Source organism: Sagittula salina, from assembly GCF_017813235.1.
Taxonomy (GTDB): Bacteria; Pseudomonadota; Alphaproteobacteria; order Rhodobacterales; family Rhodobacteraceae; genus Sagittula; species Sagittula salina.
Window position 1 is genome coordinate 37,922 of the sequence record NZ_JAGISH010000010.1, and the last position, 25,702, is coordinate 63,623.

General features: G+C 65.0%; 17 protein-coding genes and 1 pseudogene. 17 read left to right on the forward strand and 1 reads right to left on the reverse strand.

The window, feature by feature from the left end:
• Window positions 1-116: 116 nt before the first annotated feature.
• The 17 genes and pseudogenes from J5474_RS16780 to J5474_RS16860 all read left to right on the forward strand — a co-directional run bounded on the left by J5474_RS16780 (window position 117) and on the right by J5474_RS16860 (window position 24,264).
• Window positions 117-992 (forward strand): bifunctional helix-turn-helix transcriptional regulator/GNAT family N-acetyltransferase, encoded by an 876-nt coding sequence (locus J5474_RS16780; protein WP_209362206.1) that lies wholly within the window; start codon window positions 117-119, stop codon window positions 990-992.
• 212 nt (window positions 993-1,204) lie between these two features.
• Entirely contained in the window at window positions 1,205-2,464 is a 1,260-nt protein-coding gene (locus tag J5474_RS16785; RefSeq protein ID WP_209362208.1) for an imelysin family protein, read from the forward strand.
• Between the two features lie 156 nt (window positions 2,465-2,620).
• A complete protein-coding gene (locus tag J5474_RS16790; RefSeq protein ID WP_245216544.1) occupies window positions 2,621-4,105 on the forward strand; it encodes a di-heme oxidoreductase family protein in 1,485 nt (494 codons plus the stop codon).
• Window positions 4,105-5,106 carry an imelysin family protein gene (locus J5474_RS16795; protein WP_209362212.1) on the forward strand — a complete coding sequence of 334 codons (1,002 nt, stop codon included), beginning with the start codon at window positions 4,105-4,107 and terminating at the stop codon, window positions 5,104-5,106. The genes J5474_RS16790 and J5474_RS16795 overlap by 1 nt, the downstream gene beginning before the upstream one ends.
• Before the next feature lies 1 nt (window position 5,107).
• Complete coding sequence (locus J5474_RS16800) at window positions 5,108-6,187, forward strand: DUF1513 domain-containing protein (RefSeq protein WP_209362214.1); 1,080 nt, start codon at window positions 5,108-5,110, stop codon at window positions 6,185-6,187.
• A gap of 110 nt (window positions 6,188-6,297) precedes the next feature.
• The gene (locus J5474_RS16805) at window positions 6,298-6,882 is read left to right on the forward strand and encodes an ANTAR domain-containing response regulator (RefSeq protein ID WP_209362216.1); all 585 of its coding nucleotides are present in this window, start codon (window positions 6,298-6,300) and stop codon (window positions 6,880-6,882) included.
• Window positions 6,879-8,051, forward strand: coding sequence for a CmpA/NrtA family ABC transporter substrate-binding protein (locus J5474_RS16810; RefSeq protein ID WP_209362218.1), 1,173 nt, complete (start codon window positions 6,879-6,881; stop codon window positions 8,049-8,051). Before J5474_RS16805 ends, J5474_RS16810 begins: the two co-directional genes overlap by 4 nt.
• Before the next feature lie 285 nt (window positions 8,052-8,336).
• Window positions 8,337-9,701 carry a CmpA/NrtA family ABC transporter substrate-binding protein gene (locus J5474_RS16815; protein WP_209362220.1) on the forward strand — a complete coding sequence of 455 codons (1,365 nt, stop codon included), beginning with the start codon at window positions 8,337-8,339 and terminating at the stop codon, window positions 9,699-9,701.
• A gap of 180 nt (window positions 9,702-9,881) precedes the next feature.
• Window positions 9,882-10,964 carry an ABC transporter permease gene (locus J5474_RS16820; protein WP_209362223.1) on the forward strand — a complete coding sequence of 361 codons (1,083 nt, stop codon included), beginning with the start codon at window positions 9,882-9,884 and terminating at the stop codon, window positions 10,962-10,964.
• Between the two features lie 5 nt (window positions 10,965-10,969).
• The gene (locus J5474_RS16825) at window positions 10,970-12,652 is read left to right on the forward strand and encodes an ABC transporter ATP-binding protein (RefSeq protein WP_209362225.1); all 1,683 of its coding nucleotides are present in this window, start codon (window positions 10,970-10,972) and stop codon (window positions 12,650-12,652) included.
• A 102-nt stretch (window positions 12,653-12,754) separates the two neighbouring features.
• Window positions 12,755-13,951, forward strand: a pseudogene (locus J5474_RS16830) (NAD(P)/FAD-dependent oxidoreductase); the annotation flags it as partial.
• Window positions 13,952-14,066: 115 nt separating this feature from the next.
• Window positions 14,067-16,778 (forward strand): nitrate reductase, encoded by a 2,712-nt coding sequence (locus tag J5474_RS16835; RefSeq protein WP_209362427.1) that lies wholly within the window; start codon window positions 14,067-14,069, stop codon window positions 16,776-16,778.
• Complete coding sequence (locus J5474_RS16840) at window positions 16,775-17,725, forward strand: glycosyl transferase family protein (protein ID WP_209362229.1); 951 nt, start codon at window positions 16,775-16,777, stop codon at window positions 17,723-17,725. Before J5474_RS16835 ends, J5474_RS16840 begins: the two co-directional genes overlap by 4 nt.
• 611 nt (window positions 17,726-18,336) lie before the next feature.
• The gene (locus tag J5474_RS16845; protein ID WP_209362231.1) at window positions 18,337-20,406 is read left to right on the forward strand and encodes an ATP-binding protein; all 2,070 of its coding nucleotides are present in this window, start codon (window positions 18,337-18,339) and stop codon (window positions 20,404-20,406) included.
• Window positions 20,407-20,585: 179 nt separating this feature from the next.
• Complete coding sequence (locus tag J5474_RS16850) at window positions 20,586-21,089, forward strand: (2Fe-2S)-binding protein (protein WP_209362233.1); 504 nt, start codon at window positions 20,586-20,588, stop codon at window positions 21,087-21,089.
• The gene (locus J5474_RS16855) at window positions 21,086-22,090 is read left to right on the forward strand and encodes an FAD binding domain-containing protein (protein WP_209362235.1); all 1,005 of its coding nucleotides are present in this window, start codon (window positions 21,086-21,088) and stop codon (window positions 22,088-22,090) included. Before J5474_RS16850 ends, J5474_RS16855 begins: the two co-directional genes overlap by 4 nt.
• The gene (locus J5474_RS16860; protein ID WP_209362237.1) at window positions 22,087-24,264 is read left to right on the forward strand and encodes a xanthine dehydrogenase family protein molybdopterin-binding subunit; all 2,178 of its coding nucleotides are present in this window, start codon (window positions 22,087-22,089) and stop codon (window positions 24,262-24,264) included. The genes J5474_RS16855 and J5474_RS16860 overlap by 4 nt, the downstream gene beginning before the upstream one ends.
• Before the next feature lie 82 nt (window positions 24,265-24,346).
• Here the strand turns inward: J5474_RS16860 and J5474_RS16865 are convergent, their stop codons facing one another.
• Window positions 24,347-25,702: a TRAP transporter large permease gene (locus tag J5474_RS16865; RefSeq protein ID WP_209362239.1), complete on the reverse strand. Its 1,356-nt coding sequence runs from the start codon at window positions 25,700-25,702 to the stop codon at window positions 24,347-24,349.

Here is a 25,702-nt window from a genome sequence, read left to right on the forward strand (position 1 = left end):
GATGCGGCGGGCGACCATATCGTGCGGCTGTGCAGGACATCTGTCTTGTCATCCTCTCGGCCCGACTTGACGCAACGCCAGTTGACTGACAAATGTCAGGCAAAAAAGGAGCCACCATGCCGTCCGACCCGATCCTGCGCACCCGCCGCTTTCACCGCGCCGTCACCACAGAGGCCGGCGTGCTCGACACCTCTTTTCTCGGCCGCGGGCGCCCCTTGGGTCCTGCGCGGGTTCTGAACGCAATCGGGCACGGGATGCACGATGTGGGGGAGATCCGGGCCTATCTGCGGCTGGATTCCGGGCTGATGAGCCGCCTCCTGCGCGGGCTGGAAGAAGAAGATCTGATCACTGTCACCCCCTCAGAGGAGGACGGCCGCCGCCGAGAGGCGCGCCTGACGGAGGCTGGTCTGACGGAATTCGCCGAATATGAGCGACTTTCCGACATACAGGCGCAGGAAATTGTTGCCCGCCATCCGAATCCGGACATGCTGCTGAACGCCATGGACATCGTGGCCACCGCGCTTGGCTGGGACCGTGTAGCGGTCGAGGAAGTGCCCCCGTCCGACCCGCGCGCGCGGGCCTGTCTTGAAGAATACTACGCCGAACTGGGGCGCCGTTTCCGATCCGGCTTTGACGTGACCCTCTCCGCAGACCCGGATGCAAGCGACATGACGGCCCCGCGCGGCGCCTTCCTGATTGCGTTGTGTGACGGGATGCCCATCGGCTGCGTCGGACTGAAGGGAACGGACAAGGGCTATTTCGAGATCAAGCGGCTCTGGGTCGCGCCCTCCGCGCGCGGCATGGGGCTGGCGGGACGCCTGATGGACGCGGTGGAGACACGCGCGGCAGCCCTTGGTGGCACGCTGTTACGGCTCGACACGAACTCTGCCCTGCCGGAGGCGGTCGCCTTCTACCGCAAGCGCGGCTGGCGGGAGATCGAGCGTTTCAACGAGGACCCCTATCCGGATTTCTTTTTCGAACTGGAGATCTGACGGCACCATGACGCAACCTCCGAGCCAGCGTGTATCCGACCTGTCCGTTCGGCTCGGCCCGCTATTCTCTGATCCAAATTCAGGATGACCTGTGCAGGACCATGCCGTGATTCATCGAGATTTCGGCGACAGATGCGGAGCGCCCCCGTGGGATTGACAAGTCTTACCAAATTAGTCAGGAAGAGGCCGAACAAAAACCGAGGGAAACAGTCATGAATCATCACCTGACAGGTGTGGCAGCGTTGGCGATCATTGCGGGTCCGGCTCTGGCGGCGGATCGCGGCGCGGTCCTCGACACTTACGCCGATCTGGCCGAAGCGGGTTACACGGATGCGGCGGAAACGGCACAAGCGCTGCGCAAGGCCGTTGACGCGCTGGTCACGAACCCATCGGAAGAGACGCTGATGGCGGCCCGTACCGCGTGGCTGGCATCGCGAGCGCCCTACCAACAGACGGAGGCGTTCCGCTTCGGCAACCCCATCGTCGATGACTGGGAGGGCAAGGTGAACGCATGGCCGCTGGACGAAGGGCTGATCGACTACGTCGATGCCGCCTACGGTGGGCCCTCGGACGAGAATGAATTCGCCGCGCTGAACGTGGTGGCGACGCCGAACTTCACCCTGTCGGGCGAAGACGTGGACGCGACGGAAATCACGCCCGAATTGATCTCGGACGTACTGCATGAAGCAGACGGCATAGAGGCCAACGTCGCCTCCGGCTATCACGCGATCGAATTCCTGCTCTGGGGCCAGGATTTGAACGGTCATGCGTTTGGCGCCGGGGATCGTGCATGGACCGACTATGCCCAGGGCGACGACTGCACCAACGGCAACTGCGACAGGCGGGCGGACTACCTCGTGTCGGCGACCGATCTTCTGGTTTCCGATCTCGAATGGATGGCTGCGCAATGGGGCGAAGATGGTGCCGCGCGCGAGGCGCTGACCGCGGACGAGACCGCCGGGATCGTGGCGATACTCACGGGGATGGGCTCGCTCTCCTATGGCGAACAGGCCGGCGAGCGGATGCGGCTGGGCCTCATGCTGAATGACCCGGAAGAAGAGCACGACTGCTTCTCCGACAACACGCACAATTCGCATTACTACGACGGCATGGGCATCCGGAACGTCTACCTCGGTCGCTATGAGCGGGTCGACGGGTCGGTGGTCAAAGGACCGTCGGTGAGCGATCTCGTTGCCGAAGCGGACGTGGAACTGGACGCGGAACTGCGTGGCAAACTGGATACCACGATGGAGAAACTTGGCGAGATCAAGGCCGCCGCCGAGGGTGGGTTTTCCTACGACATGATGCTGGAACGCGGCAATGCCGAGGGCGAAGCGCTGGTCATGGGCGGCGTCAACGCCCTTATCGACCAGACCCGCAGCATCGAGCGCGCGGTCGCCTTGCTGGGTCTCGACGGGGTCGAGATCGAGGGTTCGGATTCGCTGGACGCGCCTGGCGCGGTGTTTCAGTAAGCGCCAGTGACGGAATGGGTGCCGGGGCTGATGGGTGGCCCTGCGCATCACACCGGGCGTCCGCCTCCCTCCGGCGGACGCCCGGGTTTGCTTTGCGGAGGACGGAGTTGACGCATGAAACTGGGCGTTCTCGGCATGATGGTTGTGGCGGGCACCATGATGGCTGCGGGCGGAACCTGCGCACAGGCTCTTTCGGACGCTCACCTGAGTGTGATCCCCCGGACCGCGGCCGAGCGTGAGCGCATCAAGGGCGTGCTGAAGCCGCCGACGGATTTTGGCACGCCCCAACGCTTTGAGGATATGCCCGGCGGCGGCGCAACGGTCCGCGCGCGGGACACGGCGGATGCCTTCTCGCAACCGTCCGGCAATATCTCGTTCGAGCGGGAGTTGGACTTCAAGGTCGGCAACGGGCTCTTCCGGAAAGTTTGGGTTTCCGCGCCCTCCTCGACGCTGGCCTCCGACGGGCTGGGGCCGCTCTACAACGCGCGCTCCTGCCAGCGCTGCCACCTGAAGGACGGGCGCGGCCATCCCCCGGAGGGACCGGAAGACACGGCGATTTCCATGTTTCTGAGGGTCTCCGTGCCCGGCGGGTCCGAGGATCTGATCAAGGAGATCAAAGGCTATATTGCCACGCAGCCCGACCCGACCTACGGGCTTCAGCTGCAGGATTTCGGACTCCCCGGCCACGCGGCGGAGTACCGTCTGGATATTTCATACGAAGAACGAGAGGTTTTACTGTCCGGCGGCGAAGCGATAGCCCTGCGCGTGCCAACCTATCGGGCAAAGGATCTCGGCTACGGTCCGCTGGGGGAGGGCGCGATGCTGTCCCCTCGCGTGGCGCCGCAGATGATCGGGCTGGGCCTTCTGGAGGCGGTGCCAGCCGATGATATCGTAGCGCTGGCCGACCCGGAGGACGCCGATCGCGACGGCATATCCGGTCGCGCGCAGATTGTCTGGTCGGCAGAGTTCGACCGCCCCATGCTGGGCAGATTCGGCCTGAAAGCGGGCGCTCCAACGATCAAGGAGCAGTCCGCCGCGGCCTTTGTGGGCGATATCGGGATTTCCAACCCGATCTTCCCGGATGGCGCTGGCGAATGTACCGACGCGCAGGTCGACTGCCGCGCCGCCCTGCACGGTGATCAGGACGACCGTGGTTTCGAGATCGACGGCGAAGGGCTCGACCTTGTGACCTTCTATTCGCGCAACCTCGGGGTGCCGGGACGACGCGGGGCGGACAAAACGGAGGTTTTGCGCGGCAAGGAGGTTTTCTACCGGACCGGCTGCCAGTCCTGCCACAACCCGAGCTTTGTCACGCATCGTCTGGAGGACCAACCGGAGCAGTCCTTCCAGTTGATATGGCCGTATACGGATATGCTGCTGCACGATATGGGGCCGGGGCTGGCCGACGGGCGACCGGAGGCACGGGCCGACGGAACAGAGTGGCGGACCCCGCCTTTGTGGGGGATCGGTTTGACCGCCACCGTGTCCGGGCATAGCTATTTCCTGCACGACGGTCGGGCGCGGTCGCTGCTGGAGGCGGTGCTGTGGCATGGCGGCGAGGCGCAGGCGCAGCGCGACACCGTGGTGGAAATGCCGCCGGAAGATCGCGCCAACTTGTTGAAATTCCTGGAGAGCCTGTAATGTCGAGACCCCTCACCTGTTGTATCGCCCTCTGTGCCAGCCTGTGGTCGGGCGCGGGATGGGCCACGCCCGACCCTGTCGCGGTGGTGAAGTCTGAGGTACTGCCCGGTTTCGAGACGCTCGCCGAGAAGGCGCAGGTGCTGGAAGATGCGGCGCAGGCCGATTGCAGCCCCGACAGTGACGCTCTGCGCGCGGCATGGGCTGACGCTTTTGACGCTTGGGTGCGGGTCAGCCACCTGCGCTTTGGCCCGGCGGAAGTGGCTGATCGCGCCTTCGCTCTGGCCTTTTGGCCGGACACCCGAAACGCGACGCCGAAAAGCCTGCAAGGTCTGATCGCGGCGGAGGACCCGGTGGTGGAGTCGGTGGAAGCCTTCGGCCAGGTCTCGATCGCGGCACGTGGGTTCTATGCGCTGGAATACCTGCTTTTCGATCCGGCCTTTGCGCAGGAATCACACTACAGCTGTGCGCTGACGCGGGCCGTCGCGCGCGACACGTCGGAGATTGCAGAAGCCATTTTCGTCGATTGGCAGACCTTTGCGCAGGAGTTTGATGCAGAAAGCGACCGATACCGCTCTACAGAGGAAGCGTTGCAGGAGCTTTTCAAGGCTGTGACCTCCGGGCTCCAGTTCACCTCCGACACGCGGATCGGACGTCCGATGGGCAGCTTTGACAAACCGCGTCCGACCCGGGCAGAGGCGCGCCGGTCGGAGCGGTCAATACGGCATGTTCGCCTGTCTCTGGAAGCAACCGAAAGCCTTGCCCTGGCGCTGGCGGCCGATGCCCCAAAGGTAGCGGCAGAGATCCGTGAGGCCTACGAGAAAGCATTTGCGGAAATCGACGCGCAGGAAAGCCCGATCTTTGCCGGGGTAGACAACCCGGCGGGGCGCTTCCGGGTGGAACTGCTGCAAGCGGCGGTCGAACGCGTCCGCACTGTGGTGGGTGCCGAACTGGGCCCGGAACTGGGCGTCATCGCCGGGTTCAATTCGCAGGATGGAGACTGAAATGCTGTCACGCAGGGGCATGTTGAGCGGGATGGTCGCGGCAGGGCTGATGCCCGCACGCGGATGGTCCGATGTGGGCGCGCCCCGCTTTCTCGCTGCGGCCAAGGACGGATCGGGCTATGCGTTGCACGGCGTCTCGGAGGCGGGTGAGAGCTTGTTCTCGGTCGCGTTGCCCGCGCGCGGCCACGCGGCGGCGGCCCACCCCGAGCGCGCGGAGGCGGTAGCCTTTGCCCGCCGGCCCGGGACCTACGCCGTTGTTCTGGATTGCCTTTCCGGAAGGGTGAAGGCCGAGATGGCAGCACCCGCCGGGCGGCACTTCTACGGCCACGGAGCGTTTTCGCCGGACGGCTCGGTGCTGTATACTCCGGAGAACGACTTCGAGAATGCGGCGGGCGTGATCGGCATGTGGGACGTCTTTGGCGGCTATCGGCGGCTGGGCGAATTCCCGTCGCACGGGGTCGGCCCGCACGAATTGCGGCTGATGCCGGACGGCGGTTCCCTGGTGATCGCGAACGGCGGGATCGAGACCCACCCCGACGCCGGGCGGGCAAAGCTGAACCTGCCCATGATGGCCCCGAACCTCGCCTATGTTTCGCTTTCGGGAGAGGTGATGGAGGTGGTGGAGCCCCCCGCCGGAGAGCACCTGAATTCCATGCGGCACCTCGTGGTGGATGCCATGGGCCGCGTGGCGTTGGCCCTGCAATGGCAGGGTGATGTGGCGGAGGCCCCGGCCCTGCTGATGCTGCATCGGCGTGGCGAGGCGCCAGTCTGGGCCAGTGCGGAGGGGCCGCGCCACGACGCCATGCAGGGCTACGCGGGCAGTGTATCCTTCTCCGGCGATGGGATGCAGGTGGCGATCACCTCGCCGCGCGGCGGACGGGTGCAGGTATTCGAGGCAGGGACCGGGCACTTCGTGCACGAAGTGCTGCTCGAGGACGTCTGCGGACTGGCGCCAGGGGCCACAGGGTTCGTTGCCTCCACCGGCATTGGCGGCTTTCACTGCATCGAAAACGGTACCGCGCGCGCAATGCAGGCCCACAAGGTTGCCTGGGACAATCACATCGTGCCCATCGGCGCCTGAATCCACGCCTCGGCGCGGAAACGCCGCAATTTCGGGCATTTGCTTCAATCTCATGCGAGCGGGACAAGTTACCGTCTTGCGCCCGCCTGCGCGACAGGCACAAAGACGGCATGAGCAATCGTCTGACCATCGTCGTCGTCGAGGAAGACCGGGATCGAGCGATCTCGATCATGGATGCCCTTCAGGCCGGGGGCGACTTTGACGTGCATGTGATCGGCAATGTCTCGGCGCTCGCCCGGCGTATCGCCGCGCTCAGTCCGGACGTGGTGCTGATCGACGCCGGCAACCCAACCCGTGACATGCTGGAGGAACTGACGCTGGCATCAGGTCCGCTGGAGCGTCCGGTGGCCATGTTCGTCGGCGGTGCCGCAGGCGGTCTAGCGCGCGAGGCGATCGAGGCGGGGCTGTCGGCCTATGTGGTCGACGGGCTGCACCCGGATCGGCTGAAGCCCGTTCTGGACGCGGCCATCGCGCGATTCCAGATGTCGCAGCAAATGCGCCGTGAATTGATTGAGACGCGGCGCGCGCTCGAGGAACGCAAGGTCATCGACCGCGCCAAGGGCGTGCTGATGAAGGCGCGCGGCATCGACGAGGCAGCGGCCTACGCCCTGCTTCGCAAGGCTGCGATGGATCAGGGCCGCCGGGTAGCGGAGGTGGCAGAGGCCATCGTCACCACGGCGGGACTTCTGACATGAAAGTGGTAGAGCTTCCAGTGGCTTACGTCCCGCTTGTGGATGCGGCACCGCTCATCGTCGCACAGGAGATGGGCTTCGCGGAGGCCGAGGGCATCGCGCTTGATCTTGTGCCTGCCTCGTCCTGGTCGAGCTTGCGTGACATGCTGGCCTTTGGCCGGGTGGACGCGGCCCATATGCTGTCGACCATGCCGGTCGCGATGGCCTTGGGGCTGGGTGGCGTGCGGCAGGAGATCGCCGCCGTTTCGGTCTTGTCGGTCAACGGCGACGTCATCGGCGTGAGCCGCGCGCTGGAACAGAAGATGCGCGACAGGGGATATTTCTTTGACTTCGCGGACCCGGTGAGGGCCGCAGAAGTGCTGGCCGACGTGGTCGAGAGGCCAATCACCTTCGGCGTACCCTTTCCCTTTTCCATGCATCGCGAACTGCTGGATTACTGGATTTCCGGCACCGCGCTGGCCGGCACCCGCTACGAGGTGCGCACCGTGCCGCCGCCGCTGATGGCACGGGCGCTGGCAGACGGCGACGTGGACGCCTTCTGTGTCGGAGAGCCGTGGGGCTCACTTGCCGTGGACAGCCGCGCCGGGGCTCTGCTGCTGCCGGGCAACGCGATCTGGGCCTTCTGTCCTGAAAAGGTGCTGGCCGTGCGCAGCGATTGGGCGGAGACAGAACCGCATCTGCTGGGGCGGTTGATGCGCGCCGTCTGGAAGGCGGGGCGCTGGCTGGAGGCCGGTGACCGGCGTGGTGCTGCAGCGGAAATTCTGTCGCGTGGGCGCTACCTCGATGTGCCGGCGGAGATGATCGACCGCAGTCTTTCGGGGCGATTGACCGTCTCCGGCCATGGCGAGCAGCGGGATTGCCCGCGTTTCGTGATCTTTCACGACGGCGCCGCAACGTTTCCATGGCGCAGTCAGGCAAAGTGGATCGGAGCCCGGCTGGCGGGGCGTAACGGGCTGGACCTCGCACCGGCTATGGAAACGGCGGGCGCGGTCTTTCGCAGCGATATCTACCGCCAGCAGCTGGCCGGCAGTGGGGCGGAGATGCCCGGTGCGTCGGACAAACTGGAGGGTTCGATTCTGGAACCTACCGCCGTGGCATCTCGGAACGGGCAGCTTGCCCTCCTGCGAAACGCGTTCTTCGACGGGCGTGTTTTTGACCCGCTCAAGGGATAGCGCCCCTTATTTGGGCAAAGTTTACGGCATCGCGCCCTGACCTGCGACAGGATGCCGCTGCACCGCAGCATGTCGCTTGATCGGGGACGGCATTTGCGGAAATCTCGAATCACCGGGTCGCAAGGACGTGGCCTGGTACGACATTCCATCCCGACGATCGGGAACACCGGGCACCGTAGCTCACCGCCTTGCGCTTCTCCTCCCGCGCCGGGCAGTGACTACGGTGTTTTTTTGTTTTTCGGGCTCTTGCAGGGCCACGACTGAAGAAAAAGGGACGACGCGACCATGAAGACATTCCTTGCCGCCCTCGTCGCCACGACGGCGCTCGTGACCCCGGCCTACGCGGAACTGGCACTTGAAAGGGACGAACTGAAGTTCGGATTTATCAAGTTGACCGACATGGCGCCGCTCGCGGTCGCCTATGAACAGGGCTATTTCCTCGATGAAGGGCTGTTTGTGACACTCGAAGCGCAGGCCAACTGGAAGGTGCTGCTGGACGGTGTGATCGACGGGCAGCTGGACGGTGCGCATATGCTGGCCGGGCAGCCTCTGGCCGCCACGATTGGCTACGGCACACAGGCGCATATCATTACGCCCTTTTCCATGGATTTGAACGGCAACGGGATTACCGTGTCGAATGCCGTCTGGGACGCGATGAAGCCGAACGTGCCGGTGATGGACGACGGTCGCCCGCAGCACCCGATCAGCGCCTCGGCGCTGAAACCGGTGGTCGAGGACTACAAGGCCGAAGGAAAGCCATTCAACATGGGTATGGTCTTCCCAGTTTCGACGCACAACTATGAATTGCGCTACTGGCTCGCCGCTGGCGGCCTGAACCCCGGCTATTACAGCCCCGAGAACATCTCTGGGCAGATCGACGCGGACGTGCTGCTGTCGGTGACGCCGCCGCCGCAGATGCCCGCCACGCTGGAGGCAGGGACCATCGATGGCTACTGCGTCGGCGAACCCTGGAACCAGGCCGCAGTCTTCAAGGGGATCGGCGTACCCGTGATTACGGATTACGAGCTGTGGAAGAACAACCCCGAGAAAGTCTTTGGGATCACGGCGGAATTTGCGGAAGAGAACCCCAACACCACGCTCGCCGTTACCAAGGCTCTGATCCGCGCCGCCATGTGGCTGGACGAGAACGACAACGCCAACCGGATGGAGGCGGTGAAGATCCTCAGCCAGCCGGAATACGTCGGAGCCGACGCCGAGGTGATCGCCAATTCGATGACCGGAACCTTCGAGTACGAGAAGGGCGACAAGCGCGAAGTGCCCGATTTCAACGTCTTCTTCCGGTACAATGCCACACAGCCCTACTACTCGGATGCCGTGTGGTACCTGACTCAGATGCGTCGCTGGGGCCAGATCGCGGAGCCTCAGCCGGACTCCTGGTACGATGAGGTGGCGAAGTCGGTCTACAAGCCGGGGGTATACCTTCAAGCGGCGCGGCTGCTGGTCGATGATGGGCTGGCAAACGAGGCAGATTTCGATTGGGAGAGCGACGGCTACAAGGCCGCCACTCCGGCCGCCGACGTGATCGACAGCATCGGCTACGACGGTCGCACGCCCAACGCTTATCTCGACAGCCTGCCCATCGGCCTGAAGGGCGATCAAACGGTCGTGGGCACGGAAGTCAAAGGGTGATCCTCGGAAAAATCCCTGCGCCCGCGAATGAATACGGGCGCAGAAATCGCTCTGAATACGGGGTTGCACAATCCATGCACCGCCCATGCACAACCCATGCACACCGCAACGCAGCATTCGCGGTTTGCCCAGATATTGAGCAACGACCGGCATGAAGCCGCGACGTAGCGAGGACCCGAAATGACCACCCTCGATCCGAATTTTTCCGCCGATGCCGACCGCGAAGAACGGCGCGCCCGGCTTTTCACCCGCATCAGCCACGCCGACAAATGGTTTCAGGTTCTGGGGCTGTCATGGGTCACGCCCGTGCTGAAGGCCGCCGCCGGTGACAATCCTCAGGCGCAGATGAAGGAGATCTGGCGCCTGCTGGTCGTGCCGGTCCTGGCGATCGTCGGCTTCCTGCTGCTGTGGGGCACGCTGGCGCCGAAGGTGCAGACCAGTCTTGGCGCGGTGCCGGGGCCCGCGCAGGTCTGGGAAGAGGCGGTGAACCTCCACGCGGACGCACAGGCCAAGGCCGAAAAACGCGACAAGTTCGAAGCCATGGTTGCCAAGCGCAACGACAAGCTGATCGCCGCAGGCAAGGCCGATCAGGTGAAGGACGTGGCCTATACCGGCGCGCCGTCCTACTATCAGCAGATCTGGACCTCCATCCAGACGGTGTTCGCGGGTTTTCTGGTCGCCACATTGGTCGCCGTGCCGCTGGGCATCCTGGCCGGTCTGTCGCCCACCGCGAACGCCGGGTTGAACCCGCTGATCCAGATCTTCAAACCGGTCTCGCCGTTGGCGTGGCTGCCCATCGTGACGATGATCGTCTCGGCCCTCGCCGCGAATGACGGCGGTTTGTTCCCGAAATCGTTCATTATCTCCGCAATTACCGTGACGCTCTGTTCCCTCTGGCCAACGCTGATCAACACATCCCTGGGGGTGGCAAGCATCGACAGGGATCTGGTGAACGTCTCCAAGGTGCTGAAGATGAACACATGGACAAAGATCACCCGGCTGGTGCTGCCCTCTGCTCTGCCGCTGATCTTTACCGGGCTTCGGCTCTCGCTGGGCGTGGGTTGGATGGTTCTGATCGCTGCCGAGATGCTGGCGCAGAACCCGGGCCTGGGCAAGTTCGTCTGGGACGAGTTCCAGAACGGATCGTCCTCCAGCCTCGCCAAGATCATGGTGGCGGTCTTCACCATCGGGATCATCGGCTTCTTGCTGGATCGTGTGATGTACGCGCTGCAGTCCCTCTTTACCTTCACCAACCAGCGGTGAGCGCCATGAGCATCCTGAAATTCGAAAACGTTTCCAAAAGCTTCGGCACGGGCACGGCGGCAACCAAGGTGTTGCAGAGCATCAATCTGGACGTGCAGGAGGGCGAGTTTCTTGTGCTCCTGGGCTTCTCCGGGACGGGCAAGACGACGCTGATCAACCTTATGGCGGGGTTGGAGATGCCGACGCAGGGCCGCGTGTCCTTCAAGGGCAAGCCGGTCGAAGGCCCCGGGCCGGAGCGCGGCGTGATTTTCCAGAGCTACTCGCTGATGCCCTGGCTGACCGTTGAGGGCAACGTGAAGCTGGCGCTGGACAGCGTTTTTCCGAAGATGCCAAAGGCTGAAAAGGCCGCGACCGTGGCGCAATACGTTACGATGGTGGGACTGGGCCATGCCGCCCAGCGCCGACCCGCGGAACTGTCGGGCGGGATGCGCCAGCGGGTGAACGTGGCGCGCGCGCTGGCGATGTCACCCGAGGTGCTGCTGCTGGACGAACCGCTGAGCGCCCTCGACGCGCTCACTCGGGCGAACCTCGCCGATGAGATCGAGCACATCTGGGAGCAGGACAAGAAGACCTGCGTGCTGATCACCAACGATGTCGATGAGGCAATCCTGCTGGCGGACCGGATCATCGCGCTGAACCCGGACGGGACTTTGGGCGAGGAATTCCGCGTCACAATCCCGCGCCCGCGTGACCGCGCCGAGATGAACAACGACGAGACCTTCAAGGCGCTGCGTCGCGACGTGACCCGGACCTTGATGGACGTTGGCCTGAGTGCAAAGGCGGAGGGCGTGCGGGTTCTGCCAGGGATCAAGCCAAATCACACAGTGCCCGCCGCAGTCCTGCAGGCGGCGATCTCCGGGATCGAGGAAAAGTATCTGGAGTTCAGCCAGCTTCACAAGGTCTACCCCACTCCGAAGGGACCGCTGACCGTGGTGGAGGACTTCAACCTGAAGCTAAACAAAGGGGAGTTCGTGTCGCTTATCGGGCATTCCGGGTGTGGAAAGTCCACGGTGTTGACCATGGCTGCGGGGCTGAACCCGATCTCCAAGGGGGTCATCAAACTTGACGGGTTCGAGGTGCGCGGCGCCGACCCGGAGCGCGCGGTGGTCTTTCAGTCGCCCAACCTCTTCCCCTGGCTCACCGCGCGGGAAAACTGCGCCATCGGCGTGGACAAGGTCTATCCGAAGGCGAGCCGGGCAGAACGTCAGGACGTGGTGGAATACTACCTGGAACGGGTCGGACTGGCCGATGCCATGGACCGTTCCACCGCCGATATGTCGAACGGCATGAAACAGCGCGTCGGCATCGCGCGGGCCTTTGCGCTATCGCCCAAACTGCTGCTTCTGGACGAGCCTTTCGGGATGCTCGACAGCCTGACGCGGTGGGACTTGCAGGAGGTGCTGATGGAGGTCTGGGACCGGACGAAGGTCACGGCCGTTTGCGTCACCCATGACGTGGACGAGGCGATCCTGCTGGCCGACCGGGTGGTGATGATGACCAACGGACCGCAGGCGACCATCGGCAAGATCGTCGACGTCGACTTGCCCCGCCCGCGCAGCCGCAAGGCCCTACTCGAACACCCGGATTACTACAAGTACCGCCAGGACGTGCTGGATTTCCTCGAGGAATACGAACACGGCGCCAAGCCGAAGACCAAGCAGGCCGCGCCGGCCATCGCGGCGGAGTGACGGGGATGGGGTATTCGGACACAGATTCGGGGCTTAATTGCGCAAGCTGGGCTCATCCCGCCCCAAGGCTTTTCTACAAGTTCTGCGTGCGAGTGCACTCCTGTGGCTGAACGCCTCATCATCGTCGGTGCTGGCATGGCAGCGGGGCGGGTGTTGGAGCATCTGACCGAGGAGGCTCCGGACCGCTTCGAGATCACGCTCTTCAATGCCGAGCCGCGCGGGACGTACAACCGCATCATGCTCTCGCCGGTTCTGTCCGGCGAGAAGACATACGAGCAGATCGTTACCCATGACGCCGACTGGTACGCGCGCCGGGGCGTGACCTGTCGCTTTGGGGAGCGTGTGCTGTCCATCGATACGCAAGCCCGCGTGGTTGAGGCCGAACATGGGCAGGTGTCCTATGACAGACTGATCCTCGCCACCGGCTCTGCGCCGTTCATCGTTCCGGTGCCGGGGCACCGGTTGCCCGGCGTGCTGGCCTATCGCGACCTCGACGACACGGATCGGATGATCTCCGCCGCGCGGCCCGGCGCGCGGGCTGTGGTGATCGGCGGTGGTCTGCTCGGGCTGGAGGCCGCCGCCGGGCTTCGGGCCCGTGGCATGGCGGTGACGGTGCTACACCTCATGGATCACCTGATGGAGCGGCAGCTCGACCCGGAAGCAGGCGCGCTACTTAAGGAAGATCAGGAGCGCAAGGGCATCGACGTGATCCTCGACGCCGCCACCGAAGAGATCGCGGGCAAGACTCGCGCGGAGGCGGTGGTACTGAAGGATGGGCGTGAAATTCCCTGCGATATCGTGGTCATGGCGGTCGGCATTCGACCAAGCTTTCAACTGGCGCAGACAGCGGGAATTGCCTGCGGCCGGGCCATCACGGTGGATGCGCAGATGCGAACGCAGGTGCCGGGGGTCTATGCACTTGGGGAATGCGTGGAGTTCAACGGCGCGCTCTTTGGCCTTGTTGCGCCGCTCTACGATCAGGCCCGCGTGCTGGCGCACGAGTTGACGGGTGTGGCGGACGCCTTTGTACCGCGCGAACTCGCAACGAAGCTGAAGGTTACCGGCTGCGATCTGTTCAGTGCCGGCGATTTCACGGGCGGCGACGGGCGCGAGGAGATCGTGTTCCGCGACCCTTCCGCCCGCATCTACAAGCGGTTGGTGCTGGAACGGGGCCGCCTGATCGGGGCGATAATTTACGGCGACGTGACGGGCGCCAACTGGCTGCACCAGTTGATCCAGGAGGGTCGAGACGTCTCCACCATGCGGGAAACGCTGATTTTCGGCCCGGATGCGCAGGGCACTGACGGGTTAAGCCGGTCGAGCCTCGCGGCGTGACCGAATGGTGCAAAGGAAAAATGGTGCAAAGGAAGAGGGCGACGATGCGGACAAGAGCGATGACCCGGAGTGCCGCGTGATGGACGGCGCCCCCCTGCCCGCACTGGCCGACGATGCGGAGCCCCGCGTCACGGTGAAATCCACCTGCGCCTATTGTGGCGTGGGCTGTGGCGTTCTGCTGACGCCGGATGGCAAGGGCGGGCTGGAGGTGCGCGGCGACCCGGACCACCCCGCGAACCGCGGGCGGCTTTGTTCAAAGGGGTCCGCGCTGGGGGAAACCGTGGGGCTGGCGCATCGTCTTCTGGCGCCCGTGGTGAACGGGCGCGCGACGGGCTGGGACGACGCGCTGCAATTGGTGGCCGACCGGTTCCGCGAGACCATTGCCGAACACGGGCCGGATGCGGTGGCGCTTTATGTTTCCGGGCAATTGCTGACAGAGGATTACTATGTCGCCAACAAGCTCGCCAAGGGCTTTATGGGGACTGCAAACATTGACACGAATTCAAGGCTTTGCATGGCGTCCACCGTGGCGGGGCAGCGCCGGGCGTTTGGCACGGACACGGTGCCGCAGACCTACGAGGACCTCGAAGAGGCCGATCTGATCGTGCTGGTAGGGTCGAACATGGCGTGGTGCCACCCGGTCCTGTATCAGCGTGTGCTGGCGGCACGGGCCGCGCGTAGAACAAAGATCGTAGTGGTCGATCCGCGCCGCACGGCGTCCTGTGACGGGGCGGACCTGCGTCTGGCACTAGAACCCGGCAGCGACGTGGCGCTGTTCAACCGGCTGCTCGCGGATCTGTACGAGGGCGGCGCGCTGGACGCGACCTTCCTGCGGCACACTGAAGGCTTTGACGAAACGCTGGCGCAGGCGATGAACGACGACATCAGCGTGACAGGGCTGGCCGAGGAGGACGTGCAGGCCTTTGTCCGGTTGTGGCGCGATAATGAAAAGGTGGTGACGGTTTTCAGTCAGGGGGTGAACCAGTCGAGCGCGGGGTCGGACAAGGTCAATGCCATCTTGAATTGCCATCTGGCCACCGGGCGCATCGGCAAACCGGGCTGCGGGCCGCTGTCGGTCACCGGCCAGCCAAACGCCATGGGCGGGCGCGAGGTCGGCGGTCTGGCGAACATGCTGGCCTGCCATCTCGATCTGGAGAACGCCGACCACCGCGCGGCGGTGCGGGACTTCTGGGGATGCGACCGGGTGCCGGAGGCGCCGGGCCTGAAGGCGGTCGACATGTTCCGCGCCGTTGGCGACGGCCGGATCAAGGCGCTGTGGGTCATCCACACCAATCCGGCGGTTTCCATGCCCGACGCGGACGCCGTGCGTGAGGCGATCCGGGGCTGCGATTTCGTCGTGGTCAGCGACGTGACGGCGGCGACGGACACGGCGCGGCTGGCCGATGTTCTGCTGCCCGCGACGGCATGGGGCGAAAAAAGCGGCACGGTGACGAATTCGGACCGCACCATCAGCCGCCAGCGCGCAGTTCTGCCCGCGCCGGGACTGACACGACCTGACTGGGCGCAATTGGCAGAAGTGGGCCGCCGCATGGGGTTCAAGAACGCTTTCGACTATGCCTCCGAGGCGGAGATCTTCCGCGAATATGCGGCACTGTCGGGTATCGCAGGGCGGTTCGGGAAGGATTTCGACATCAGCGGGCTCGCGGGGCTGGATAGGGCGGGTTACGACGCTCTGCCTCCGGTGCGCTGGCCGGTGTCTGCCACACGCACAGGCGGACGGTTCTTTGCCGACGGACAGTTCTACCACGCTGACGGAAAGGCCCGGCTGGTACCCGTGGCTTGGCGACCGCCCGTGGCGAAGGTAGGGCCGCGCTATCCCTTCCGGCTGAACACAGGCCGCATCCGCGATCAGTGGCACACGATGACGCGCACCGCCCTCAGCCCCCGGCTGGCGGCCCATCTGGCGGAGCCGTTTCTGGAAATTCACCCGGAGGACGCCGCGGACCTGGGGATCGGCCTGGCGGACCTGTGCGTGCTGGACAGCCCACAGGGCCGCGCGATCCTGCGGGCGAGGATCACGGATGACGTACTGCGCGGACAGGTTTTCGCGCCGATGCACTGGACCGGGGAAACAGCGCCCGCGGCGCGCATCGATGCGGTGGTGGCGCCCGTGGTGGACCCGGTTTCCGGCCAGCCGGAGAGCAAGGCCAGCGTGGTGAAGGTCAGCCGGATGCAGGCGGCGTGGTATGGCTTTGCCGTCTCGGCGCGGAACGTGACACCGACGGGCGACTACTGGGCGCGCGCGGTGACAAAGGCGGGCCACCGGGTCGAGATGGCAGGCTACGCGGCACCGCCAAACTGGGAAACGGCGGCGCGGGAAATGTTCGGACTGGCGCAGGCAGAGGTGTCGATCCTGGAGGACCGCGCCGCTGGTTCGGCGCGACTGGCATTCCGCGAGGCCGGACGGCTGGTGGCGGTGCTGTTCGTTTCCCCTGGGCCGGTGGCCGTGATGCGCGATTACCTCGTGCAGATGCCAGAGGTGCCAGACCTGACGCTGCTGTCCGGTCGCGCGCCTGCTGACCGGCCCGACCCCGGTGTTGTGGTCTGTGCTTGCTTCGACGTCGGAATGAACACCATACTGCGCGCCATCGAAAGCGATGGATTGGTCAGCGTGGACGAAATCGGCAAGGCCCTGCAGGCGGGGACGAACTGCGGATCCTGCCGCCCGGAACTGGCGGCGCTGCTGACGCGCGTTCAGACGCAGACCGAACAAACGCCGGTCAGGCCGACAAGCCCCAACCTGACCCAGCCCAAAGAGGCTGCGGAGTGACGCTGGCCACGCATGTCCGCACGCTGGGGCGCGGGCCGGGCCGGTCACGGTCGCTGACCCGCGAAGAGGCGCGCGAGGCAATGGGGCTGATGCTGAGCGGCGCCGACCCCCATGCGGTGGGTGCGCTCCTGATGCTGTTGCGTATGAAGGGCGAGACGGCGGAGGAAATCGCCGGACTGGCAGAGGCTGCGCAGGCGGCCACGGGTCCCCTGCCCCCGATCGATCTCGACTGGCCGAGCTACGCCGCCGGACGCACGCGCGGGCTGCCGTGGTTCCTGCTGGCGGCAAAGCTGGTGGCGGACAGCGGCCGACGGGTTCTGATGCACGGCTGGAACGGGCCCGACGGCGCCGTGCGGACGGGCGTGGCGGCGTTGAACATCCCCGTGGCCACCACAACCGAAGGCGCAAAGACGGCGCTGGAGGCGGGTAACCTCGTGTACATGCCTCTGGAGGAGATGCATCCGGCGCTGTTCTCGCTCCTGTCGCTAAGGGGCGTTCTGGGGCTGCGATCCTGTGCCAACACCGTCTGCCGGATGCTGAATCCGGGGCGGGCGCGCGCCAGCGTGCAGGGCGTCTTTCACCCCTCCTACCGGCTCTTGCAGGCGGATGCCGCGCAGCTTCTGGCGTGGGAGAGCCTGAGCGTCATCAAGGGCGGCGGTGGCGAGTTCGAGCGCCACCCCGGCAAGGGCGTGGAAGCCTTTGGCCTGCGCGGCGGCGCGCGATGGCAGGCCTCGCTGCCAGAGCTGATTGACGACCAGATGCGGCTGGGCGATCTGACCTTCCCGATGACGGCGTTGGAAGCGCTTTGGGCCCGCGACGAAGCACCGACCTTCGCCCGCGCCATGGTGCTGGGCACTGCCGCGCTGGCGCTGGAGACGCTGGGTGATAGCGGTGACGCAGACGATCTGTGGCACCAAAGGACACGCGCTCTGCCCGAGAAGGTCTGAAAGACCGAGAAGGGAGGGAGATGCGGTGAGTGTCAGGGGCCTTGTGGAGGGCAGCGCGGAAAACTGTTCCGCGTGCCAAAGGCCGCAACGAACAGAGAAAACGTTACGCAGATCGGAGTGCGGGCGAATACAACACCTGCCGGAGCGCGAGGTCGAAAATCAATACGGTGCATCGGAGCGAGGGCCGAGGCTGCACTTTTTGCACCTGCGGCCGAAATGGCATTCGCTGAATTTGCCGATCGATCTCTTCTTTGCTCACAGGCATAGACGGTGAGAAATGTCAGCCAAGCGATAAGCGACGCATGACGCGCCGGACAAATGGGAACATCCTTCCATCGATCGGCACCAGCGCAGGGAGCGGCGTCCGACTGGGCGGGGTATCCCTCTCCCCGGTCCAGCGGCCAGTCGCGCCAAGATGACCTTGCGGCAGCCCGTGCCATGTCGGCGGGATCAATCCAGCCCTCAAAATATGCATGGCGCTTAGCGCGTTGTCTGCTGTAAAGCGGGGCTGGCCGCGATCCGCCAAAAGGATGCCGACAGCAGTTGTCATAGGCAAATCTTGTGGGTAGGTTTCGGTTTGTTCTTTCGCCTTGTTTGCAACGGGAGCTGACGTGCGCGGGTTGACGTTCGATATCCGGAAGGCGGTCCGCGAAGGACCGGCCCACGGTGCGCTCGCACCGGTGGTCTATCTCGATACGGACGGCGCCGTGCGCTGGATCAGTCCCGGATCGCGTGAGGCGCTGGGACTGGCCGACGACGCCGGTCTGCCGGGTGAAGGTTTCGCCGCGTGGTGGCCTGCTGCGACGCTGTCGGAGATCCGCGCCGCGCTGGAGACGGTCCGACAGAAGGGCGATGCCGCCTTTGAGGCGCGCAGCCTTGCGGAATACGGCGGTGGCCGCACGTGGTCTGTACGCCTGGGGATGATCACGGAGTGCGACGGTAGCGGGAGCATCTGCGCCATGTTCACCGAAATGACCGAAACCGCAAATCGCGCCGCGGAACTGGAGCGGGAGGTCGCCGTCCTGCGCGATTCCAACGCCCAGTTGCAGCGTCGCGTGGAGACCAAGCGCGAGCGGATCCGCGTGCTGGAGCAGCACAACAGTCAGGCCGAAAAGATCCAGACCATGGGGGCCTTTGTCGCCTCCGTCGTGCACGACATGAACAATGTGCTGTCGGTGATGACCTCCGCGCAGCGACTGGTTCGGCGCAAACTGGAAGGCGAGATCGAGGCAGCACTCTTCGACGAGGTCGATGCCTCGGTGGAGCGTGGTCAGCGATTGTTACGGCAGTTGCTCGACTTTTCGCGCAAGGATGATCAGCAACCCGAGCTGTCGGACCCCGCGCAGATGCTGAGGCGCGATCAGGGGCTGATGCAGCAGCTGATCGGCCACGGCAATCGGCTTGAACTCGACCTGCCGGAGGACGGCTGGCAATTCTACGGCGAACCGGGGCGATTTGCCTCCGTGGTGTTCAACATGCTGTCCAACGCGCGCGACGCCCTGCGCGAGGCAAAGCGCGCGGGAACGGTGACGGTTGGCCTGCGCAATGTGCCGGAGGCAGAGCGCCCGACCGGCCTTTTTGCGCGCGACTACCTCTGTCTGTCCTTTCGCGACACCGGGGCGGGTATGCCGGCAGAGGTTCTGACCCGCCTCGGCGATCCGTATTTCACCACAAAACCAAAGGGCAAGGGCACCGGGCTCGGCGTGCGATCTGCCTTTGAGCTGGCGGCGCGCTGCGGCGGCACGGTGCTGATCGACAGCACCCCCGGCGAGGGCACGCAGTTCGACATCTACCTCGGCCGGGCGGTTCTGAACGGCGAGATGGTGGAGATCGCAGGCGGCATCGAGGATCCGGAACTGCACGGCAACGCCCGCGTGCTGCTGGTGGAACCGTCCAATGCACTGGCAACCGCGCTGAACCGGCTTCTGACCGGCTTGCACTACGAGGTGGCCGTCGTCGCCACCGTGGAAGAGGCACGCGCCGCGTTGGACGATGCAGATTGGGACCTGCTGCTGTGCGACTTCGACCACGATGCCGCGACGGCGGAGGCATTGGCCGGTGGAATGCAGTCCGAGCGCCCCGGAATGCGCGTGATCGTCATGTCCTCCAATTCCGATCCGCAGACGCGCCTGTTGCATCTGCACAAACCGATTTCCGAGCAACTGCTGGCCCGTGCGCTGCTCGATCAACTGGACCGGCTGCCCGGCGCATCGCTGGGTCAGCGCGCGCTGCGGGCTTCGGAACGGCAGCGTGACCGCATCAACTCTGCGGCGGCGCGGCGCACCTTTGACATCTGGTTCGAACGCACGCGGCAGATGCGGCTGCTGCCCGACGGCGGAATCGTCAACGACCTGCAGGCGCAGATGCCGGAGAATGCCTTTCTCATCGCCTGCGATCGCCGCCATGCCACCGGCGCGCCGCTGTTCCGTTTCGTCTGGGCGGGCAGCGCGGTCGAGCGGCAGCTTGGCCGTGACCTGACCGGCGTCCAGGTGACCGCAGCGGACGAGGCGCTGCTGGGGGCCTTTGCCCCGGCCTATCGTCGCTGCCAGCGCGGTACGGCGGATGTCTCGGAGGCATCGGGCGACCGGATGCACCGGTTGCTGCTGCCGCTGGCCGAGGGCGGTGAACGGGTGACCCACCTTTTTGGCATGGCCTGCGTGCCGGGGGCGACCCCCACCTGAAAGCGCCCGAGGCCCGGGATACCGGCTGACGAATTCCGCATACCGGCGCCGACTGATATTGATATATCGCCGCGAAGGCACTCCCTGACTGTTCGTCGGAACTCCCCCACCGGGGTGGCGTTGAGCCACCGACAAGGGAAGGCGTCCTGCCTTCCCCGCATCATCATGGGAGACGGGCGATGAAGACAACCCTCACTGTCAACGGCGAGGCGCATGAGGTGACACATGACCCGCGGCGCAGTCTGCTGGACACATTGCGCGACGACCTTCGGCTGACCGGTACGAAGAAGGGCTGCGATCATGGCCAGTGTGGCGCCTGCACCGTTCTTCTAAACGGCGAGCGGGTGAACTCCTGCCTGTGCCTGACCGCCATGCACGACGGCGACGAGGTCACCACGATCGAAGGCATCGGATCGCCCGAACGCCTGTCCGCGCTACAGAAGGCATTTGTCGAGAAGGACGGCTATCAGTGCGGCTTCTGCACGCCGGGGCAGATCATGTCCGCCACCGCGATGCTGCGGGAGATTTCGGAGGGCGCGCCGTCCTATGTCAGTGACGACCTTGAAGTGCCGAAACTGACCGACACCGAGATGGCGGAGCGCATGTCGGGCAACCTTTGCCGGTGCTCAGCTTATCCCCTGATCCGCGAGGCCATCGCCATGGCATCGGAGGTGTCGCAATGAGGCCTTTCGATTATTCCCGCGCCGATAGCGCGAAGGACGTGGCGGGCGCGCAGATCATCGCGGGCGGCACCAACCTGCTGGATCTGATGAAGATCCAGGTGATGACACCGGAAAAGCTGGTGGACATCACACGATTGAGCGAACTGACCGGCATCAGCGCCGAAGGCGACCGCCTGCGTATCGGCGCGCTGGTGACGAATTCAGCGCTTGCGGCTGATGCGCGGGTACGCGCGGGCTGGCCGCTGCTGTCGCGGGCGATCCTTGCGGGCGCCTCCGTTCAGATCCGCAACAAGGCGACGACCGGCGGCAACCTGCTGCAACGGACGCGCTGCCCGTACTTCTATGACACCTCGCAGGTCTGTAACAAACGCAACCCCGGCGAGGGCTGCGCCGCGCAGGGTGGCACAGGCCGGATGCTGGCGCTGTATGGAACGTCCGAACATTGCCTCGCGGCCCACCCGTCGGACATGGCCACCGCCATGGCCGCGCTGCAAGCGGAGGTCGAGGTGATGCGCGCCTCTGGCGACACAGTCCGCATCCCTTTGCGCGACTTTTACCGTGGTCCCGGCGATCGGCCGGACATCGAAACCGTTCTGGAGGACGGAGACCTGATCACCGCCGTGATCCTGCCCGCCCCGCGTGCAGGCGCCCGGCAGGTCTATCGCAAGGTACGGGACCGGGCGTCCTATGCCTTTGCACTGGTCTCTGTCGCCGCCTCTGTCGAGATGGAGGGTGATACCATCACCCGCGCCCAGTTGGCCTATGGCAGCATCGCCCCGCATCCGTGGAAGAACCATGAGGTGGCAGAAATGCTTCAGGGGCAGACGGCATCGGACGCGTTGTTCCACCGCGCCGCCGAGGCATTGACCCGCGAGGAAGCCCCCCACCCCGATACCGAGTACAAGCGGCCCCTGTTGCGCCGCACATTGATTGCCGCACTGCGTCAGGCCACGGGCCTCGGCGACACCGCGGGCACTGATACCGTGAGGACCCCGGCATGAAAGATACCTTTACCATGGACTGCCCGCAGCCCCGGCTGCTGGACGAAACCCATCAGGGCGTGATCGGTACGGGCATGGACCGCCCCGACGGACCGCAGAAAGTTTCCGGCACGGCGCCCTATACGGCCGACAACCCCACGGAGGGCGTGGCCCACGGAGCTCTGGTGCGGGCAACGGTGACCCGTGGTCGCGTAGCCGGGATCGATCGCGCCAGCATCGCCAATCTGCCCGGCGTGATCGACGTCATCACCGACCCGCGCATGACGCGCAACCCGGCGCAGGGCATGGCTGGCGAGGCCCCCGTTCAGCCCGGCGACGCGGTGCACTACCACGGCCAGCCCATTGCGCTGGTGGTGGCCGAAACCTTTGAAGCCGCGCGCGACGCGGCCCAGCGGCTGAAGGTGACCTATACCACCGAAAACGCCGCAGTGACCCCGGAAAACGGCGAGCACGAAGTGGGCGAACCCGACGCGGCGGGCGATTTCCAAAGGGCTTTTGACAGCGCCGAGGTACAGCTTGACCGCGAGTACACGACGCCATCGCAGGTCTCTGCCGCGATGGAGCCGCACGCAGCCATCGCCGAGTGGAAGGGCAACGAGGTAACTCTGCGCGCCGCGCAACAGATGGTCCGGTTCAACAAGGCGGAACTGGCCGACACGCTCGGCATAGACGAGTCGCAGGTGCGCATTCTGTCGCCCTTCGTGGGTGGTGGCTTCGGGTCGAAACTGGGGCTTGGGCCGGAAGCGGCGGCAGCCTGCATCGCTTCTCAGAAGCTGGGTAGACCGGTGCGGGTGGTGATGCCACGCCAGACTGTCTTTGACTGCGTGCTTCGCCGGTCCGAGACGAAGCAGCGCGTGCGTCTCGGGGCGACAAAGGATGGACGCCTGACCGCCATTTCGCACGACGATCAGGTGTCGAACCTCGACGGCGAAGGATTTGCGGAGCCGACTTCACAGGCCTCCCAGTTTCTGTATGGCGCCGATGGCCTGAGCTTTACCCAGACCGTCGCCCGCATTGCGGCGACCCCCGCCGGGTCGGTGCGCGCGCCGGGCGAGGCCGTGGGAATGCTGGCGTTTGAGTCCGCCGTCGATGAGTTGGCGCAAGAACTGGGCATGGACCCGCTGGAGTTGCGGCTGAAGAACATTCCCGCCACTCACCCGCTGGATGGCCGTCCCTATAGCGTGCGCCGTCTGGCCGACTGCCTGACCGGGGGCGCGGAACGCTTTGGCTGGAAGGATCGCGCGGTGAAGCGCGAAGGCGACTGGTTGGTGGGCATGGGCATGGCCTCTGCCGCGCGGTCGAACATGCTGGTAAAATCCGCCGCCCGCGTGCGTCTGACCGGCGACCGTGCGGTGGTCGAGACCGACATGACCGACATTGGCACCGGGACCTATGCCATCCTCGCCCAGATCACCGCCGAAATGCTGGGGCTACCGCCCGCTCAGGTTGAAGTTCGGCTGGGCGACAGCGACCTGCCCGGCGCATCCGGCTCTGGCGGCTCCTTTGGCGCCAATTCCGCAGGGTCGGCAACCTTCCTCGCGGCAAAGGATCTGCGCGGCCAGATCGCGGAGCGCCTGGGCTGCGCGGTCGACGACTTGACACTTCAGGACGGACGCGCGCGCGGCGCAAACCGCGAGGTCGCCCTGTCCGAACTGGTCGAGGCGGAACTGACGGCGGAGGCAACGATCGAGGCTGGAGAGACGGCGGAGACGCATTTCTCCTCCGGCTTCGGTGCGCATTTCGCAGAAGTGGCGGTGAACGAATGGACCGGCGAGGTCCGCGTGCGCCGAATGCTGGGCGTGATGGCCATGGGCCGCATTCTCAACGAAAAGACCGCCCGCAGCCAGGCGATCGGCGGCATGGTCTGGGGAATCGGCGGTGCCCTGACCGAGGAGATGGTGAACGACAGCCGCGACGGGCACGTCGTGACGCGCGACCTGGCCAACTACCACGTCGCAGCCCACGCCGACGTGCCGCGCGACATGCAAGTCGTCTTTCTTGAAGAGCGCGACGATTGGGCGAACCCGATCCAGACGAAGGGCATCGGGGAACTGGGTATCTCGGGCGCCGGAGCGGCTGTTTTGAACGCCATCGCCCATGCCACCGGGGTGCGGATCTACGACTTTCCCGCGACCCCGGACAAGGTGATCGCGGCCTTGGAAGCAAAGGGCTGACCGCCCTGCCCCACCCGAAACGCGACGCGGCGCGGAGAACCTCTCCGCGCCGCGTTTTCTCATGTCTGAGTTGGCGAAACCGTCAACCGTAGACCAGCCTCGGAAGCCAGGTGATGATCTCCGGGAAGGTCATGCAGAGCACCAGCCCCACCAACTGCAGGAACAGGAATGGCAGAGCCGATTTGAAGATGTCCGACATCGGGATCTCTGCCGGCGCGACGCCGCGCAGGTAGAACAACGCATAGCCAAAAGGGGGCGACAGGAACGACATCTGCATGTTCACAAGATAGAGAACCCCGAACCACAGCACGAGGTCGTCCGGGCTGTCGAGGCCAAAGGCCTGCGCGCCCAGCGCCTTGATGATCGGCACGAAAATCGGCACGCAGAGCAACAGGATGCCAACCCAGTCGAGGAACATGCCCAGGATCACCAGCAGGATCTGCATCAGAATCAGGATGCCCCAGGGGCCGAGGCCCGTTGCGGCGAGGCTTTCCTGGACGAACTGCTGCCCGCCCTCCAGCACGTAGAGCCCGACAAAGATCGTCGCGCCGAACATGATCCAGATCACCATCGCGCTTGCCTTCAGCGTGGTGATGCAGGCCTCCGACACCGTGGGCCAGTCCAGCTTGCGGTGGATGGCGGCCACGATGAAGGCGCCGAAGGTGCCGATGCCCGCGGCCTCCACCGGGGTGGCGACGCCGGAGAAGATGATGCCAAGAACCACCACGACCAGCGTGATCGGCGCGGCCATCTTCCCGATCAGGCGGACCTTCTCGGCGGTGGTGACGCGCTCTTCGACCGGGATAGCCGGGCCGAGGACGGGGTTGATGTAGCTGCGGACCACAACATAGGCGATGTACATGCCCGACAGCATCAGGCCGGGGATAACCGCCCCGATGAAAAGTTCGCCCACCGATTGTTCGGCCACCACGGCGTAGATGATGGCGAGGATCGACGGAGGGATCAGGATCCCCAGCGTGCCCCCGGCCATGATCGACCCCATGGCGATCTTCGGATCGTAGTGGCGCTTCAGCATGGCGGGCAGCGCGATGATGCCCATGGTCACCACCGCCGCGCCGATTACGCCCACCATGGCCGCGAGGATCGTCGAGGCGATGATGGTCGCCGCCGCGAGACCGCCCTTCACGCCGCCCATGACCTTGTAGATCACGTCGAACATGTCGTTGATGATCCCCGCCCTTTCGAGCATCGCCGCCATGAAGATGAATAGCGGAATGGCCGAAAGCTGGTAGTTGGTCATCAACGGGAAGATGCGCGAGGGCACGATGTTCAGTGCCCGCGCATCGCCCAGGACGAAGAGGAACACGCAGGCCAGACCCCCGGTCACGAAGGCCAGTGGCAGACCCGCCATGAGCAGCGCCAGAAGGCTGCCGAACATGATGAGCGTGAGCCACGCGATGTCAATTTCGATACCCAT

What these genes read in the sequence shown, in the direction of transcription:
- J5474_RS16860 (WP_209362237.1), top strand. Translation starts at nt 22,087, where the DNA reads ATGAAAGATACCTTTACCATGGACTGCCCGCAGCCCCGGCTGCTGGAC.
- J5474_RS16855 (WP_209362235.1), top strand. Translation starts at nt 21,086, where the DNA reads ATGAGGCCTTTCGATTATTCCCGCGCCGATAGCGCGAAGGACGTGGCG.
- J5474_RS16785 (WP_209362208.1), top strand. Translation starts at nt 1,205, where the DNA reads ATGAATCATCACCTGACAGGTGTGGCAGCGTTGGCGATCATTGCGGGT.
- J5474_RS16810 (WP_209362218.1), top strand. Translation starts at nt 6,879, where the DNA reads ATGAAAGTGGTAGAGCTTCCAGTGGCTTACGTCCCGCTTGTGGATGCG.
- J5474_RS16820 (WP_209362223.1), top strand. Translation starts at nt 9,882, where the DNA reads ATGACCACCCTCGATCCGAATTTTTCCGCCGATGCCGACCGCGAAGAA.
- J5474_RS16780 (WP_209362206.1), top strand. Translation starts at nt 117, where the DNA reads ATGCCGTCCGACCCGATCCTGCGCACCCGCCGCTTTCACCGCGCCGTC.
- J5474_RS16865 (WP_209362239.1), bottom strand. Translation starts at nt 25,702, where the DNA reads ATGGGTATCGAAATTGACATCGCGTGGCTCACGCTCATCATGTTCGGC.
- J5474_RS16835 (WP_209362427.1), top strand. Translation starts at nt 14,067, where the DNA reads ATGGACGGCGCCCCCCTGCCCGCACTGGCCGACGATGCGGAGCCCCGC.
- J5474_RS16815 (WP_209362220.1), top strand. Translation starts at nt 8,337, where the DNA reads ATGAAGACATTCCTTGCCGCCCTCGTCGCCACGACGGCGCTCGTGACC.
- J5474_RS16805 (WP_209362216.1), top strand. Translation starts at nt 6,298, where the DNA reads ATGAGCAATCGTCTGACCATCGTCGTCGTCGAGGAAGACCGGGATCGA.
- J5474_RS16825 (WP_209362225.1), top strand. Translation starts at nt 10,970, where the DNA reads ATGAGCATCCTGAAATTCGAAAACGTTTCCAAAAGCTTCGGCACGGGC.
- J5474_RS16790 (WP_245216544.1), top strand. Translation starts at nt 2,621, where the DNA reads ATGATGGCTGCGGGCGGAACCTGCGCACAGGCTCTTTCGGACGCTCAC.
- J5474_RS16800 (WP_209362214.1), top strand. Translation starts at nt 5,108, where the DNA reads ATGCTGTCACGCAGGGGCATGTTGAGCGGGATGGTCGCGGCAGGGCTG.
- J5474_RS16850 (WP_209362233.1), top strand. Translation starts at nt 20,586, where the DNA reads ATGAAGACAACCCTCACTGTCAACGGCGAGGCGCATGAGGTGACACAT.
- J5474_RS16795 (WP_209362212.1), top strand. Translation starts at nt 4,105, where the DNA reads ATGTCGAGACCCCTCACCTGTTGTATCGCCCTCTGTGCCAGCCTGTGG.